At 60.7% G+C, this 16,116-nt stretch carries 14 protein-coding genes; 9 read left to right on the plus strand and 5 right to left on the minus strand.

Annotated features, from left to right (window positions below; translation table 11 throughout):
- Positions 1-121: 121 nt before the first annotated feature.
- The gene (locus AC0JZ8_RS06850) at positions 122-1,897 is read right to left on the minus strand and encodes a glucan ABC transporter ATP-binding protein/ permease (RefSeq protein WP_062581549.1); all 1,776 of its coding nucleotides are present in this window, start codon (positions 1,895-1,897) and stop codon (positions 122-124) included.
- Between the two features lie 315 nt (positions 1,898-2,212).
- On the opposite strand from AC0JZ8_RS06850, the gene AC0JZ8_RS06855 reads away from it, so the two are divergent.
- Positions 2,213-2,950 carry a helix-turn-helix transcriptional regulator gene (locus AC0JZ8_RS06855; RefSeq protein WP_062462620.1) on the plus strand — a complete coding sequence of 246 codons (738 nt, stop codon included), beginning with the start codon at positions 2,213-2,215 and terminating at the stop codon, positions 2,948-2,950.
- 100 nt (positions 2,951-3,050) lie between these two features.
- Positions 3,051-6,512, plus strand: coding sequence for a pyruvate carboxylase (gene pyc, locus AC0JZ8_RS06860; RefSeq protein WP_471892128.1), 3,462 nt, complete (start codon positions 3,051-3,053; stop codon positions 6,510-6,512).
- 20 nt (positions 6,513-6,532) lie between these two features.
- Here pyc and AC0JZ8_RS06865 read toward each other — a convergent pair whose 3' ends face one another.
- Positions 6,533-7,444, minus strand: a complete 912-nt coding sequence (locus AC0JZ8_RS06865; protein WP_471892129.1) for a DMT family transporter — start codon at positions 7,442-7,444, stop codon at positions 6,533-6,535.
- 219 nt (positions 7,445-7,663) lie between these two features.
- Here AC0JZ8_RS06865 and AC0JZ8_RS06870 point away from each other — a divergent pair, with 219 nt between their 5' ends.
- The 3 genes from AC0JZ8_RS06870 to AC0JZ8_RS06880 all read left to right on the plus strand — a co-directional run bounded on the left by AC0JZ8_RS06870 (position 7,664) and on the right by AC0JZ8_RS06880 (position 10,987).
- Positions 7,664-8,857 (plus strand): MFS transporter, encoded by a 1,194-nt coding sequence (locus AC0JZ8_RS06870; RefSeq protein WP_209902410.1) that lies wholly within the window; start codon positions 7,664-7,666, stop codon positions 8,855-8,857.
- Between the two features lie 105 nt (positions 8,858-8,962).
- A complete protein-coding gene (gene ispG, locus AC0JZ8_RS06875) occupies positions 8,963-10,213 on the plus strand; it encodes a flavodoxin-dependent (E)-4-hydroxy-3-methylbut-2-enyl-diphosphate synthase (protein ID WP_471892130.1) in 1,251 nt (416 codons plus the stop codon).
- 114 nt (positions 10,214-10,327) lie between these two features.
- The gene (locus AC0JZ8_RS06880; protein ID WP_062462176.1) at positions 10,328-10,987 is read left to right on the plus strand and encodes a YiaD family glycine zipper/OmpA-like lipoprotein; all 660 of its coding nucleotides are present in this window, start codon (positions 10,328-10,330) and stop codon (positions 10,985-10,987) included.
- A 25-nt stretch (positions 10,988-11,012) separates the two neighbouring features.
- Here the strand turns inward: AC0JZ8_RS06880 and AC0JZ8_RS06885 are convergent, their stop codons facing one another.
- On the minus strand, positions 11,013-11,654 hold the full coding sequence (locus AC0JZ8_RS06885; RefSeq protein ID WP_471892131.1) for a LysE family translocator: 642 nt from the start codon (positions 11,652-11,654) through the stop codon (positions 11,013-11,015).
- 49 nt (positions 11,655-11,703) lie between these two features.
- Positions 11,704-12,618, minus strand: coding sequence for a polyprenyl synthetase family protein (locus tag AC0JZ8_RS06890; protein ID WP_471892132.1), 915 nt, complete (start codon positions 12,616-12,618; stop codon positions 11,704-11,706).
- A gap of 131 nt (positions 12,619-12,749) precedes the next feature.
- On the opposite strand from AC0JZ8_RS06890, the gene mtgA reads away from it, so the two are divergent.
- From mtgA to rpmF, 4 genes are all read left to right on the plus strand, one after another.
- Positions 12,750-13,496, plus strand: a complete 747-nt coding sequence (gene mtgA / locus AC0JZ8_RS06895; RefSeq protein WP_471892133.1) for a monofunctional biosynthetic peptidoglycan transglycosylase — start codon at positions 12,750-12,752, stop codon at positions 13,494-13,496.
- A gap of 111 nt (positions 13,497-13,607) precedes the next feature.
- Positions 13,608-14,330: a DUF1868 domain-containing protein gene (locus AC0JZ8_RS06900; protein WP_471892134.1), complete on the plus strand. Its 723-nt coding sequence runs from the start codon at positions 13,608-13,610 to the stop codon at positions 14,328-14,330.
- A 14-nt stretch (positions 14,331-14,344) separates the two neighbouring features.
- Positions 14,345-14,992, plus strand: coding sequence for a glutathione S-transferase family protein (locus tag AC0JZ8_RS06905; RefSeq protein ID WP_062583007.1), 648 nt, complete (start codon positions 14,345-14,347; stop codon positions 14,990-14,992).
- 168 nt (positions 14,993-15,160) lie between these two features.
- Positions 15,161-15,346: a 50S ribosomal protein L32 gene (rpmF, locus tag AC0JZ8_RS06910; protein WP_062462189.1), complete on the plus strand. Its 186-nt coding sequence runs from the start codon at positions 15,161-15,163 to the stop codon at positions 15,344-15,346.
- Between the two features lie 91 nt (positions 15,347-15,437).
- Here the strand turns inward: rpmF and phaR are convergent, their stop codons facing one another.
- Positions 15,438-16,040 carry a polyhydroxyalkanoate synthesis repressor PhaR gene (phaR, locus tag AC0JZ8_RS06915; RefSeq protein WP_113165692.1) on the minus strand — a complete coding sequence of 201 codons (603 nt, stop codon included), beginning with the start codon at positions 16,038-16,040 and terminating at the stop codon, positions 15,438-15,440.
- Between the last annotated feature and the right edge of the window lie 76 nt (positions 16,041-16,116).

Consider the following 16,116-nt stretch of genomic DNA (forward strand, 5'->3'; position numbering starts at 1 on the left):
CCGCGTAGGCAGAAGCTCACGCGAAGAAGCGGTGCTCCCGCATTACCTCACAAAAAAGAAAACCCCGCTTCCATTGCTGGAAGCGAGGTGTCTGATGTTCGCTCGGTATGGGTGCTATGGCTTAGGCGTGCTCGGCGGGTACCGGGAGCTTGTGGCCTTCCTCGTCCTCGTCGATGACGATGCCGCTGGCGGTGAGGAGTGAGGTAAAGCGGCCGCCGCTGCGGCTCAGCTGGTCGTACGTGCCCATTTCGGCAATCCGCCCACCCTCGAGGAAGATGACCTTGTTGGCGTCGCGGATGGTGGAGAGCCGGTGCGCGATGATGAACGTGGTGCGGTTCTGACGCAGCTTGTCGATTGCCGCCTTCACGCGCTGTTCCGTCTCCACATCAAGCGCCGAGGTTGCTTCGTCGAGAACGAGGATTGGTGCGTTTTTGAGGATCGCACGGGCGATGGCGATACGCTGGCGCTCGCCGCCCGACAGGCGGTTGCCACGCTCGCCGACCGTCGTGTCGTAGCCATTGAGACGTGTTTCGATGAATTCGGCCGCAGCGGCCGCTTCTGCCGCCCGGACGATGTCTTCCCGCGTTGCACCTTCTCGTCCCAGCTGGATGTTGTCGCTGATCGAGCGGTTAAGCAGGCCCGCGTCCTGGAACACGGTCGCGATGGAATGGCGCAGTGACTTGCGGGTGATGGTGCCGATATCGACGCCGTCGATCAGAATCTTGCCCTGCTGCGGATCATAGACCCGCTGCAGGAGATTGATCAGCGTCGTCTTGCCGGCACCGGTCGGGCCGACGATCGCAATCGTTTCCCCCGCCTGCGCGATGAACGATACGTCGTGAACGCCCTGGCTCGTGTTGGAGAAGCCGAAGGAGACGTCGCGGAACTCCACTTCGCCCCGGACCGTATCTCCCAGATCGCGTGCATCCGTCGGTTCGGCGCGCTCCTCGACGGAATCTTCCAGAACGAAGAAATCCTCGAGCTTGGCGCGGGCTTCGAAAATCTGGGTTGCGAACTGGCGCAGAAGATCGAGGCGGCCGATCAGAAGGTTGGCGAAGCCGATAAAGGCGACGACGTCACCGACGCGGATCTTGCCCTGTTGCACCAGCATAGTGCCGATCACAAGGATCACGCCCATCGAGACCGTCGATGCCGTGCGGTTAAGGCCACCGGCCAAAGCCCACCAGTCCAGCACCGGATACTGCGCCTTCAGCAGATCCTTGGTGTAGTTCTTGAGGGCCGAAGTTTCGGCTTCGATGCGGTTGTAGCTGTGAATCACAGAGACGTTGCTGATCGAATCGCTGACATGGCTGAAAACCTGGTGGTAATGGGTTTCGACCGCGGCCTGGCCTTCCTTCGTGCGCTTCATCACGGCAACGCCGATGATCCAGTAGAAGATGCTGAGGATCAGAAGCACGATGCTGAGGCGCCAATCCATCGAGATGGCGGTCGGGATCAGCAGCAGGATTGCAACGGCGGTCGCGAGATGCGTTCGCATGAATTCCAGCCACAGACCGAACAGGCTTTCGGAGGCACGCAGCAGCGTGTGCAGGGCGTTCGACGTGCCGCGCTGGTGGTGCCAGGACAGCGGCATGGAAATGATGCGTCCGAAGGCTTCCGTCAGCAGCGAAGCGCGGCGCCCGTGGGCCAGACGGTCGGCTTCGCGTGCAACGAGCACGAATGCGACGGTATTGAAGACCCCGAAGCCCGCCCACAGAAGCAGAACGTTGGTGACGTCACTCTTGGAGGAGATCGCGTCGATGATTCGACCGAACAGAATCGGTTCGGCAATCGTGATGATGGCCAGAATAATGTTGGCGACGACGACCGCGGCGACCCGCCAGCGGTTCTTCGTCAGATATTGCAAAGCTCGGGCGTAAACTTGGAAGAGCGTCAACGGGCGCAACTCCTATTGAAGTGCAGGCATGAAACGATTGGCAGCATAGTTATGGCAAGGACAGGGCGAATCCGAGACGAACCTAGCCGGTGAACTTCTTTTCCGAAAATAATCCAGTGAGAGCAAGGGTTCGCCCGTAGTTAGGTTACCGATGCGGTATGCTGATGCCGATCCTGATCGCTGCGTCAATCACAAGATTTCGGCATGTACGTGGTATAAATGATAACTATGTTAAGCGGGCGGTCGGGTTCTATGCCGGCGTCGGTTTTTTATAAGAATAAAGCCGATCGTCGGGGAGACGGTCTGGGGGCGAATTTGAGCATCCAATTTGTTGTGCAGTTGCTTGTATTGGTTGAAGAGGCACGAACGACGAAGGAAGTGGCGAACAATCTTGCGTCACTCCTCAAAACCTACGGTTTCGAATTCTATGCAATCGTCCTGAGAAAAGGGCAAACGGATCCCGAGGGAATGACCTTGATCTCCCGCTGGCCGGACAGCTGGGTCGAGGTCTATCGCGCGCGCAAATATACCGTCATCGACCCTGTCATGCGGATGCTGAATGCGGCCCATCGCCCGTTCCGCTGGCGCGATTCGATCCTTGCCCTGAAGTCCGATCCGCATCGTTCGCGGATGGACCGGATGATGCAGGAAGCGGGCCGCCATGGTCTCGACGACGGCTACGTGTTTCCGATCCATGGACGCAACGGATTTCTCGGCAACATGATCATCGGCGGCAAACCGATCGATCTATCGCCGACCGAGATCTCACTGTTCGACACGGCCGCCAAGCGCATTTTCTGGAGACTGCTGGAGATCGCCGGCGACGCGACGGCGCTCGAGGCCTCGGCCAGACTGGATACCCAACTCACCCGTCGCGAGATGGAAGTCATGGCGCTCCTTGCCGACGGCATGACATCGCACGAGATCGCACGTTCGCTCGACATCTCCAACCACACGGTCGACTGGTATATCAACGGCCTCCAGGAAAAGCTGAAAGCGAAGAACCGACAGCATGTGGTGGCCATGGCATTTCGCCATGGACTGGTGACCTGAAGCGTAAGTGACGCCGGCTATCGACCAAATAGCCCTTGCCTAATGCGGGAGATGTTGATCTCTTGCGGTGCACCATTCGAGGCACCTGGGGAGGCTTGTCTTGCCGATATCGAAAATTCTCGTCGCCAATCGCTCCGAAATCGCCATCCGCGTCTTTCGTGCTGCCAATGAGCTCGGCATCAAGACGGTGGCGATCTGGGCGGAAGAAGACAAGCTCTCGCTGCACAGGTTCAAGGCGGACGAAAGCTATCAGGTCGGTCGCGGTCCGCATCTCGAAAAAGACCTCGGCCCGATCGAGAGCTACCTGTCGATCCCGGAAGTGATCCGGGTTGCCAAGCTCTCGGGCGCCGATGCGATCCATCCAGGTTACGGCCTTCTGTCGGAAAGCCCTGAATTCGTCGATGCCTGCGACGAGGCCGGCATCATCTTCATCGGCCCGCGTCCAGATACGATGCGCCAGCTCGGCAACAAGGTTGCGGCGCGCAATCTTGCGATTTCGGTCGGCGTGCCGGTGGTACCCGCAACCGAACCACTGCCTGACGACATGGATGTCGTGGCGAAGATGGCCGAGGAGATCGGTTATCCGGTCATGCTCAAGGCGTCCTGGGGCGGCGGCGGTCGCGGCATGCGTGCCATCCGCGATCCGAAGGACCTCGCCAGGGAAGTGGTCGAGGCCAAGCGCGAAGCGAAAGCGGCCTTCGGCAAGGACGAGGTCTATCTCGAAAAGCTGGTCGAACGCGCCCGCCATGTGGAAAGCCAGATCCTTGGCGATACCCACGGCAATGTGGTGCACCTGTTCGAGCGCGACTGCTCGATCCAGCGGCGCAACCAGAAGGTCGTGGAACGCGCTCCGGCGCCCTATCTTTCCGAGGAGCAGCGGGCCGAACTGGCCGCCTATTCGCTGAAGATCGCGGGCGCCACCAACTATGTCGGCGCCGGCACGGTCGAATATCTGATGGATAGCGACACCGGCAAATTCTACTTCATCGAGGTCAATCCGCGCATCCAGGTGGAACACACGGTGACCGAAGTCGTCACCGGCATCGATATCGTCAAGGCGCAGATCCACATCCTCGACGGCTTTGCGATCGGCACGCCGGAATCGGGCGTTCCGGCCCAGGAGAACATCCGGCTGAACGGCCATGCGCTGCAGTGCCGCATCACCACCGAAGACCCCGAGCACAGTTTCATTCCGGATTACGGCCGCATCACCGCCTATCGCTCGGCGTCGGGTTTCGGCATCCGTCTCGATGGCGGAACATCATATACGGGTGCGATCATCACCCGTTTCTACGATCCGCTGCTGGTCAAGGTCACGGCCTGGGCGCCGCAGCCGCTGGAAGCGATCGCCCGCATGGACCGGGCGCTGCGCGAGTTCCGCATCCGCGGCGTGGCGACGAACCTCACCTTCCTCGAAGCCATCATCACGCACCCGAAATTCCGCGACAATTCCTATACGACGCGGTTCATCGACACGACGCCCGAACTGTTCGAACAGGTCAAGCGCGCCGACCGCGCCACCAAGCTTCTGACCTATCTGGCCGACGTCACCGTCAACGGCCATCCGGAAACCAAGGGTCGTCCGGTACCATCGGAAAAGGCCGCAAAGCCTGTTCTGCCCTATATCAACGGCGATATTCCTGCTGGTACCAAGCAGAAACTGGATGAGCTCGGCCCGAAGAAATTCGCCGAGTGGATGCGCAGCGAAAGCCGCGCTCTCATCACCGATACGACGATGCGTGATGGCCACCAGTCGCTGCTTGCCACCCGCATGCGGACCTACGACATCGCCCGCGTGGCCGGGGTCTATGCACGCGCGCTGCCGAACCTGTTCTCGCTGGAATGCTGGGGCGGTGCGACCTTCGACGTGTCGATGCGGTTCCTGACAGAGGACCCGTGGGAGCGGCTGGCGCTGATCCGCGAGGCGGCGCCGAACATCTTGCTGCAGATGCTGCTGCGCGGCGCAAACGGCGTCGGCTACAAGAACTATCCCGACAATGTCGTCAAATACTTCGTCCAACAGGCCGCAAAGGGCGGCATCGATGTCTTCCGTGTGTTTGACTGCCTCAACTGGGTGGACAACATGCGCGTCTCGATGGATGCGGTGAACGAGGAGAACCGGCTCTGCGAAGCCGCGATCTGCTATACCGGCGATCTCTTGAATTCGGCGCGCCCGAAATACGACCTCAAATATTACGTCGCACTGGCGGAAGAGCTCGAAAAGGCCGGCGCCCATATCATCGCGCTGAAGGATATGGCGGGCCTGCTGAAGCCTGCTGCCGCCCGCGTCCTGTTCAAGGCATTGCGCGAAGCGACTTCGCTGCCGATCCATTTCCACACGCACGATACGTCGGGCATCTCGGCTGCGACCGTGCTTGCGGCTGTCGATGCCGGCGTCGATGTCGTCGATGCGGCGATGGATGCGCTGTCGGGCAACACGTCGCAGCCCTGCCTCGGTTCGATCGTCGAGGCGCTGTCGCGAACCGACCGCGATACCGGGCTCGATCCGGAATGGATCCGCAAGATCTCGTTCTACTGGGAAGCGGTGCGCGGCCAGTATGCGGCCTTCGAGAGCGATCTCAAGGGTCCGGCGTCGGAAGTCTACCTGCATGAAATGCCTGGCGGCCAGTTTACCAACCTCAAGGAACAGGCCCGTTCGCTCGGTCTCGAGAGCAAGTGGCACAAGGTCGCGCAGACCTATGCCGATGTGAACCGGATGTTCGGCGATATCGTCAAGGTCACGCCGTCGTCCAAGGTGGTGGGCGACATGGCGCTGATGATGGTCAGCCAGGATCTGAACGTGGCCGACGTCGAAAACCCGGCCAAGGACATCGCCTTCCCGGATTCGGTCGTGTCGATGCTGAAGGGCGATCTCGGCCAGCCTCCGGGCGGATGGCCGCAGGCGCTCCAGAAAAAAGCGCTGAAGGGCGATCAGCCCTATACGGACGTTCCCGGTTCGCTGCTGGCGCCGGCTGATCTCGATGCCGAGCGCAAGACGATCGAGGACAAGCTGGAGCGCAAGGTCGACGACTTCGAGTTCGCCTCGTATCTGATGTACCCGAAAGTGTTCACCGACTTCGCCCTGGCGTCGGAGACCTACGGTCCGGTCTCCGTGTTGCCGACGCATGCCTATTTCTACGGGATCGCGGATGGCGAAGAGCTGTTTGCCGATATCGAACGCGGCAAGACGCTTGTTATCGTCAACCAGGCGACGAGTGCGCCGGATGCGCAGGGCATGGTCACCGCCTTTTTCGAACTGAACGGCCAGCCGCGCCGCATCAAGGTGCCGGACCGGGCCCATGGCGGAAGCGGTTCGGCTGTGCGGGCCAAAGCGGATATCGCCAATCCCCTGCATTTGGGCGCGCCGATGCCGGGCGTGATTTCCCGCGTCTTCGTGGCGGCGGGTCAGGCGGTCAAGGCCGGCGACGTGCTGGTGTCCATCGAAGCGATGAAGATGGAAACCGCGCTGCACGCCGAAAAAGACGGCACGCTTGCCGAAGTGCTGGTCAAGGCCGGCGACCAGATCGACGCCAAGGATCTGCTCGTCGTCTACGGGGCCTGACGGGTCAAACTGTTGACGGCTCAGGCGCCCGCCGGTCCGTCCGATCCGTCCGCAGGTTGAGCGAGGCGATAGCGCCTCGCCGCCAGCCGCTCGCTGGCGACGATCAGCAGTCCGGCGCAGAAGATCAGTGCGGCACCGGCGGCGACATTGCTTGCGGGAATGTCCTGCCAGATGGCGTAGCCCAGCACGAACGCCCATATCAGCGAGGAATATTCGAACGGGGCAAGCACCGAGACCGGCGCCCGTCGCATCGCCTCGAACAGCGTCGCCTGGGCGGTGCCGCCGAGAATGCCGACGAGCGCCAGAAGCGCACCGCTTTTCAGATCGACCGGCTGCCATGTCAGCACGGCCATGACGAAGGTCATCACCACGAAGAAGAAGTTGGTGAGCGTCATCTGGACAAGGGTCTTCTCGTTCATCGCCGTCTTGCGCAAGAGAACGCTGCCGATGGCCCAGAGGATTGCCGCGAGGAGCGCGAGACCGACCGGGAGCGAAAGTGTCAGCCCGGCCGGATTTGCGGCAATTACCACGCCGACGAAGCCGAGAATGATCGCCACCCAGCGGACCGCGGGCACTTTTTCCGCCAAAACCGGAATGGCAAGCAGGGTGGCGACGATCGGATTGGCGTAATAGATCGTGGTCAGTTCGGCCAATTGCAGCGACTTGGCGGCCGTGTAGAACGACACCCATGCGGCGAGAAGGATCACGCTGCGCACCATCATCGGCCGGACAATCGGAGAGCGGACAACCCGCGGGATGAAACCGCGTCCCCCGATGACGAGGCAGGCGATCAGAACCGTCAGGCTTCGGAAGAATATGATCTGCCAGACGCCGACATCGACCACCAGCAGCTTGATCACCGCATCATGAAGCGTGAACACGAAGTAGGAGGTACTGACGAGAAGAATGCCGCTGCCGATGCTGGATTTCAAGAAAGTCACACGCCGGATACCGACGCCTCATATCATTGCATATCCGAATGCTTAAGGCGTTCTGCAGCGATTGCAATCAGCTTCGTCGCGCTACATCCGTCGTTGCTAAGGGGTGACAAGCGTGAACCGGAGACATAAATCGTGAAACTCATGCTGAGCGCGAAAGATTGCAATCTAAATCGATTTAAATAAATCTCAGCGCCTGGAGGAAGCAACCTGATGAACGATTTGTCTTCGCCGGCGGAAGCCAAGACCCGACGTGCTTTCATCACACCGGAGCGGATCGGCGTATCGCTGCTGTTTCTGATGAACGGCTTCATGATCGGTGCCTGGGCGCCAAAGATCCCGGAATTTGCGGCACGTCTGGAGCTGAGCGAAAAGTCGCTCGGCGTGATGATCCTGATCTTCGGGCTAGGCTCCATCGTGATGATGCCGATCGCCGGCAGCCAGATCGCAAGGTTCGGATCGAGCATCGTCTCCAAGGTCACCGCGGTCCTGCTGACGCCGACGCTTCTTCTGCTGTCGCTGATTGGCAGCATCTGGAGCGGAGCGGTTGCGTTGTTTCTGTTCGGCGGCCTGATCGGCGCGATGGATGTGGCAATGAATGCCAATGCCGTTGCGACTGAGAAAGGCATGCGCCGCGCGATCATGTCATCCTGCCACGCGTTCTGGAGCCTCGGCGGCCTGCTCGGCGCCTCGACCGGTGGCTTTCTTCTCGAACGGATCGGCGTTCTTCCGCATGCGCTTTTCGTAACCGTCGTCGCCGCCGTCATGATCGCCGTCGCCTGGAAAATGGTGCTTCAGGATGCGCCGCATCCGGAGGAGAGGGCGGCCGGGGCCGGACGCCGCCTGCCGTCGTCACCGCTTCCCTGGCTGCTCGGAATCATGGCGCTGTTCTGCATGATCCCCGAGGGATCCATTCTTGATTGGGGCGCGCTTTACATGCGCAACGAGCTGTCGGCCTCGCTGACGCTGTCCGGCTTCGCCTTTGCGGCTTTCTCCTTCACGATGGCGGCGATGCGTTTTGCCGGCGATCTCATCCGCGACCGGTTCGGTGCCGTCAATACGCTTAGGGTCTGCGGCGTCATCGCCATGCTGGGCATGCTGACGATCGGTTTTGCGACCAGTTCGACGATGGCCATTGCAGGCTTTGCTATCGCCGGCATCGGCATTTCGAACATCGTGCCGATCCTGTTTTCCGCGGCCGGCAATCTGCCGGGCATGGCAGCGGGCGTCAGTTTGTCCGTGGTCACCACGATGGGCTATTCCGGAATTCTCGTTGCACCTTCGGCAATCGGCTTTATCGCTGAGCATACGGGACTTGGCAGCATTTTCGCGGGATTGTCGGTGCTGATCCTGGTGACGCTGCTTCTCTCGAACCTTGCAAGGCATGCGGACGGCGCGCATCACTAACCCAACTATTCATGGCCGCTGGTTGACAAGCCGGCGGTCATACGCCACCTGAAAGACGGTTTATGCCCCCAGTTAGCCCCAGGGCAAAGGCAACGAGACGATCCCATGAACGCACCGATTGACTATGATCCGAAGCCCCGCCGCGCCACGGTTGCCGTCGATGTCGGCGGTGTGATCGTCGGTGGTGGTGCGCCTGTCGTCGTCCAGTCGATGACCAATACGGATACGGCTGATGTGGATGCGACCGTCGCCCAGGTCGCCGCGCTCTACAAGGCAGGCTCCGAGATTGTCCGCATCACCGTCGATCGCGACGAGAGCGCTGCCGCCGTGCCGAAGGTGCGCGAGCGTCTGCTGCGCCTCGGCCTCGACGTGCCGCTGATCGGCGATTTTCATTATATCGGCCACAAGCTTCTGGCCGATCATCCGGCCTGCGCCGAAGCGCTGGCAAAATACCGCATCAACCCGGGCAATGTCGGGTTCAAGGACAAGAAGGACAAGCAGTTCGGCGACATCATCGAGATGGCGATCCGTTACGACAAGCCTGTCCGCATCGGCGTCAACTGGGGCTCGCTCGACCAGGATCTTTTGACGACGCTGATGGACCGCAATTCCGAAGCCGGTTCGCCGCTATCGGCCCGCCAGGTGATGCATGAGGCGATCGTCCAGTCGGCGCTGATTTCGGCCGAGCTTGCAGAAAACATCGGCCTGCCGCGCAACCGGATCATTCTCTCCGCAAAGGTCAGCCAGGTGCAGGATCTCATCGCCTGCTATTCGATGCTGGCCGAGCGCTCCAACCATGCGCTGCATCTTGGCCTCACCGAGGCGGGCATGGGCACCAAGGGCATCGTCGCCTCGTCGGCTGCCATGGGTTATGTCCTGCAGCACGGGATCGGCGATACGATCCGTGTCTCGCTGACGCCGGAACCGAACGGTGACCGCACCCGCGAAGTGCAGGTTGCGCAGGAAATCCTGCAGGTCATGGGGTTCCGCCAGTTCATTCCGGTGGTCGCCGCTTGTCCCGGTTGCGGGCGCACCACGTCGACGGTGTTCCAGGAGCTGGCTCAGAACATCCAGAACGATATCCGCAAGAACATGCCGATCTGGCGCGAAAAGTATCCGGGCGTCGAGGCTCTGAACGTCGCCGTCATGGGCTGCATCGTCAACGGCCCCGGCGAAAGCAAGCATGCCGATATCGGCATCTCGCTGCCCGGCACTGGCGAGACGCCTGCCGCCCCGATCTTTATCGACGGCCAGAAGGCGATGACGCTGCGCGGCCCCAATATCGCTCAGGATTTCGAAAAGCTGGTCATCGATTACATCGAGAACCGCTTCGGCCAGAAAACCGCCGCCGAGTAAGCGTCATTCCCGGATAGGGATAATTCCTTATCCCGGCTGCCGCGGCCTCTCCTCGCTATTGCCGTATTTCATGGTAAATGAGGGGTACTACGGACGACGGGGAAACTGATTCATATGTTGAAAAAAATTGCTATCGTCGCAGCTTGCGCGACGTATCTCTCTGCCTGCACGACGACCGATCCCTATACGGGTCAGCAGAAAATGTCGAACACGGCTGGTGGCGCTGCCATCGGTGCCGGTCTCGGCGCGGTCGGCGGTCTGTTGATCGGCGGCGGCAACAAGGGCCGCAATGCGCTGATCGGCGCTGCGATCGGCGGTCTCGCCGGTGGCGCCATCGGCAATTACATGGATCGCCAGGAAGCCGAACTGCGCCAGCAGCTGCAGGGAACCGGCGTATCGGTGACCCGCAACGGCGACCGCATCATTCTCAACATGCCGTCGAACATCACCTTCGCCACCGATCAGGACCAGGTGATCCCACCGTTCTATGCCACGCTCGATTCGGTTGCGATCGTGCTCAACAAGTTCGGCAAGACCTATATCGACGTCAACGGTCACACGGATTCGACCGGCAGCCTGCAGCACAACCAGGCGCTTTCGGAACGCCGTGCCGTCTCGGTCGCCAACTATCTCGGTGGTCGCGGCGTCGATCAGCGCCGTGTGTCGACGATGGGCTATGGCCCGTCGCAGCCGGTTGCCTCCAACGCCTCGCCGGATGGTCGCGCCCAGAACCGCCGCGTCGAAGTCGCGATCGCGCCGATCGAGCAGGGCTGAGTTCGGTCAGATATCGACGAGCCGGTCAGATCCGGCTCGTCAGCAGTTTCACGCCGGCAATGCTGTAGAACACCGCCATGGTGCCTTCGATCCAGCGCCGGGCGGCCTTGTAGGCGCGAAGCGCGTGGCGGGTCGAAAACAGAACCGCATATCCGGTGAAGATGACCAGGCTTGAGGTCGAGCAGATGCCCACGATCAGCAGGATCGCCGAAGGTGGTGCATCCGCGGGCAGGCCGAGCGAAATGATCGCCAGCCAGCCGAAGATCGCCTTCGGATTTGTGACGTGGATGGCATAGCCGCGCAGCCAGAGTTGCCTTGCCGTATAGGACGTCCTGCTCTCGCTCGATGCGGTCTCGATATCCGGGGTCCGCGCCGAGCGGTATGCCTTCCAGGCGAGATAGATCAGATAGAACCCGCCGAGAACCTTCATGATTTCGAGCGCGATCGCGTAGCTGCGCAGGACTGCGGCAAGCCCGAGAGCGGCAGCGCAGGCCCAGGTCAGCGAGCCGCAGAAGACGCCGAGTGCTAGGATCACCCCGTTTCGACGGCCATGCGAAATCGCCATCCCGATAATGGCAAAATTGGCAGGTCCGGGGCTGAGGACGGCGATGAGATAGGCGAGATAGGCTGGCCAGATATAGGGCAGGTAGGCGAATACATCCGGCATGCTTTGCTCCTCGGGTCTGATCCGGGAGACTTGCCTCTGTCCCGTCTCGTCAGTTCTGGCGGCTGGCGATAAAGCGCGCCGTCTGCTGCAGAATAAATGCCTTTTCGCCGTAGGGTGCAAGCAGGTCGACGGCGTCTGCCGTCAGTGTATCGAGCTTCTCTTCCGCCCAGCCTGTGCCATGCATGGCAACCAGCGTGCCCTTGCCGCGGGCGGCATCCTTGCCGGTCGCCTTGCCCATGGTCTCGGCATCGGAGGTGATGTCGAGAAGATCGTCGGCGAGCTGAAAGGCAAGCCCGATGACCTGGCCGAATTTTCTGAGGCGCTGACGATGTTCCTGATCTGCGCCCGCGATGATCGCACCTGCCTCGCAGGCGAAACGGATCAGTGCGCCGGTCTTCATCGCCTGAAGCGTGGTAATCCCTGCCTCGTCCGGTGCCGATTTTTCCGCAGCCAGATCGAGCGCCTGGCCACCCACCATGCCGCCGGAACCGGCGGCGCGGGCGAGGGCCAGAACAAGTTCCGTCTTTGCCCGGTCCGGCAGGGCTGTTTCAGGCGCTGCGATGATGTCGAAGGCGTAGGTCAGCAGGCTATCGCCGGCAAGGATCGCGGTCGCCTCGTCGAATGCCCTGTGGACCGTCGGCTGACCACGGCGAAGGTCGTCGTCGTCCATGGCGGGCAGGTCGTCGTGGATCAGCGAATAACAGTGCAGACATTCGAGTGCGGCACCGATGCGCATGGCGGCCTGTTCGTTCCCACCAAGCAGAAGCGCACTTTCGCGCAGCAGGAACGGTCGCAGGCGCTTTCCGCCATTCAGCGAACCATGGCGCATCGCGGCCATCAGATGGGCCGGGCGCGTGACTTCGTCGGGCAACGTTTGATCCGAAAGAAGCGACACAAGCAGCGCCTCGGTGGCGACTGCGCTGTCTTTCAACCGGCTTTCGAATGCAGGATCGGTCGTGTTCATGCCGGGCTGTTTGGCATGAGGCGACGATACAGGCAATGTCGATTTACCAGCATTGCCGAAGTTTCAGCCGGTGGACTGGCCTTCGAAAGCGCCACCGGCTATGAAACTTTAAACGGGCGGGTAGAAGCACCTTGGATATCGTACCTGAACAGCATGCCGAAGAAGACGAACCCGTGAGGCCGGCGCGCCGTTTTCGCCTGCCTGCCACCACGTGGCTTCGCCGCGCCATCCTGTTCGTGATTGCGCTGGTGGTGCTGCCCTATCTTCTCATCCCGGTCTATGCGCTGCCATTCACGCGGCCGGTGTCCACCCTCATGCTGTCGGAACTGTTTCTTCTGCGCGGGTATGACCGCCAGTGGGTTGATATCGAGGACATCTCGCCCAATCTCGTGCGGGCCGTGATGATGTCGGAGGACGGCCAGTTCTGTTTCCACGGCGGCGTCGACTGGCGCCAGATGCGCGGCGTCGTGCAGGATGCACTGGACGGCGAGGCAACGCGTGGCGCGAGCACCATTCCGATGCAGACGGCCAAGAACCTGTTTTTATGGAACGGCCGCTCCTTCATCCGTAAAGGGCTGGAACTGCCGCTGGCGCTGGCTGAGGATTTCATTTGGCCGAAGTGGCGGTTGATGGAGATCTATCTCAACGTCGCGGAATGGGGGCCTGGCATCTACGGTGCGGAAGCGGCCGCGCAGTATCATTTCAAGGTGCCAGCCGCCAAGCTGAGTGCCCGTCAGGCCGCCTTGCTCGCCGTCGCACTTCCCAATCCGCACACGCGGGTCGCCAGCAAGCCCGGCCGCGGAATGCAGCGGCTGGCCGGTGTCGTGGAACGGCGCGCGCGCGCATCCAGCGATTACATCAAATGCATTTATGGGTGACGTCAAAACTAAGCGTTAAACGTCCCTCATGTCATCTGTCAGTATCGACGCTGGCGTAAGAGCGCATCGAGCACGCTTTGTGAGTGCGTTTGCGCAGAAAGTGGACCGCCGATGGATGCCAGACTGATTTCGCCCGATCTCCTCAGATACTCGGCGACGCACAATCCAAAATCGCCGCCGCGGCTCGGAACGCGTTACGGACGGCGAGGCGGCTTTCTGCCCGAGCCCGGCAACACGATCGTCTGCCATCTGGAAAAAGGATCGGCAACGCAGGCGCTGCTTGTGTCAGCACGCGCGCGCTATCTCGAGATGCCGGAAGCCGAGCGTTTTCTCTTCACACCGATCACCAGCCTCCACATGACGCTGTTTCAGGGTGTCATCGAATACCGCCGCAAGCCTCGCTTCTGGCCGGACGATATGCCGCTTGAGACGCCGATCGAGGATATGACGGAAATCATGGCGGCTCGGCTCGAAGGTTTCTCGACGCTGGATCCGTTCCAGGTCACCGTGAAAAGCGCCAAGCCGTCGGGTCTCGTGGTCGAGGGGAAGTCCGAGCATGACCGCAAGGTGATGAAGGCCTGGCGCGATGCGCTGGCGCGGCTCCTCGGTTATCGCCATCCGGATCACGACGACTATGCGTTCCACATTACCTTTGCCTATGTGATCGAGCGCCTGTCGGATGCAGCGCTGCCGGCTTGGCAGGCGATGCTCGACGAGGTGACCGCTGAGATCCAGCGCGCGGCCCCGGTGCTGGAATTGCGGCCGCCGGCATTCTGCTCGTTCGAGGACATGAACCATTTCCACGAACTGATGATTTTCGATTCCGAGACCTGATGGAAACCGCGCCGATGGAAAAACTCGTCCTCTATATCGCAAATAAGAACTATTCGTCCTGGTCCTTCCGGCCCTGGATTGCGCTCACAGCTGCCGGCGTTCCTTTCGAGGAAGTGCTGATCCCGTTCGATTATCCGGCCGGAAATCCGCGCTACAAGGCGATCTCGCCCAATGGCCAGGTGCCGGTGCTGCATCATGGCGACGTGCGTGTCTGGCAGTCGCTGTCGATCATCGAATACGCAGCCGAGCTCTTTCCTGAAAACGGGATCTGGCCGGCGTCGTCTGCGGATCGTGCTGTCGCCCGCTCCATCTCGATGGAGATGCTGTCTGGCTTTCGGGCGCTGCGCAATGCCTGCCCGATGAATTTTCGCCGGCCGAAGCGCCGCATCGATCTCCCCGACGGGGTGATGGACGACGTCGCCCGGATCGGAACGATCTGGCGGGAACTGCGGGCAAAATCCGGCGGTCCGTTCCTGTTTGGCGAGTTTACCGCAGCGGACGCGATGTTTGCGCCGGTCGTCAATCGCTTTGCGGTCTATGATCTGGTAGACGACGCCGACACGCTTGCGTATATGGAGGCAATGACGTCGCATCCGGCCTGGGTTTCATGGCAGGAAGCGGCCCTTCAGGAGACAGCAATCGTCGAAGAAGACGAGGCCTGAGGTGTTTCGGCGTGGTTTGCGAAAAAATCCCGCCAATATCCCTGCAGGGACTGGTCAAGTACCCGGTTGGCATGTATAAGCGCGCGAAATTTCCGAGATCGAGACATGGAATGTTCGGCCTCAGTTCCGGCCGGAAATCCCTGTTTTGCACGAAGTGGAGTAACGAAAATGGCTGTACCTAAAAGAAAAACGAGCCCGTCGAAGCGCGGTATGCGCCGCTCTGCTGACGCTCTCAAGACCCCGACATTCGTCGAGGACAAGAACTCCGGCGAACTGCGCCGTCCGCACCATATCGATCTCAAGACCGGTATGTACCGCGGCCGTCAGGTTCTGACGCCGAAGGAAAGCGCGTAAGCTTTTCTGATGATTGCTTGAAAGGCCGGCTTTGCCGGCCTTTTTTGTTAGGCGCTCGGTAAGGCGCGCTTCTTCCCGCAGGAGGTGCCGTTCAGGTGCTCATGCTGTCGAGACGACCCTGAAGCGCGCGGAGCTGCTCCTTCAGTTCGTCGATGTCCTTGGCTTCCGCCTTCTTGCCCGATGGTGGGGCGGACTGGTGCTGAGGCGGCGTCGCGGCACCGGCAAAGGGCGTGAACATCTGCATGGCCTGACGGAACATGTCCGTATTGCGCCGCACCTGTTCTTCCATCATCTGCATCGGAAGGTGCAGGTTCTTGGCGATCGGCGTGTCACCGAACGCACTCGTCATCTGCTCGCGCATCTGCACCTGCTGGTCCGAAAACGTCTTCATCGAATGTTCGAGGAAGGTCGGCACCACCATCTGCATCTGGTCGCCGTAGTAGGAAATCAGCTGTCGCAAGAAGGACACCGGCAGAAGCGTGTTTCCCGTCTTGGACTCCTGCTCGAAAATGATCTGGGTCAGAACCGAGTGCGTGATGTCCTCGCCCGTCTTGGCATCCTGAACCGTAAATACCTCGCCCTTCTTGACCATTTTCGCCAAGTCTTCGAGCGTCACGTATGTGCTTGTTCCGGTGTTGTAGAGACGCCGGTTAGCGTATTTCTTGATCGTCACGTCACCTTCGGTCTTTGCCATGATTTCCCTCCACTTCGCCATTCGCGCGATTATTAGTGCTTGGCATCTTCTCCCGCCTCGAATGTAAGCTTAAATT

The organism is Velazquezella soli (assembly GCF_977018685.1).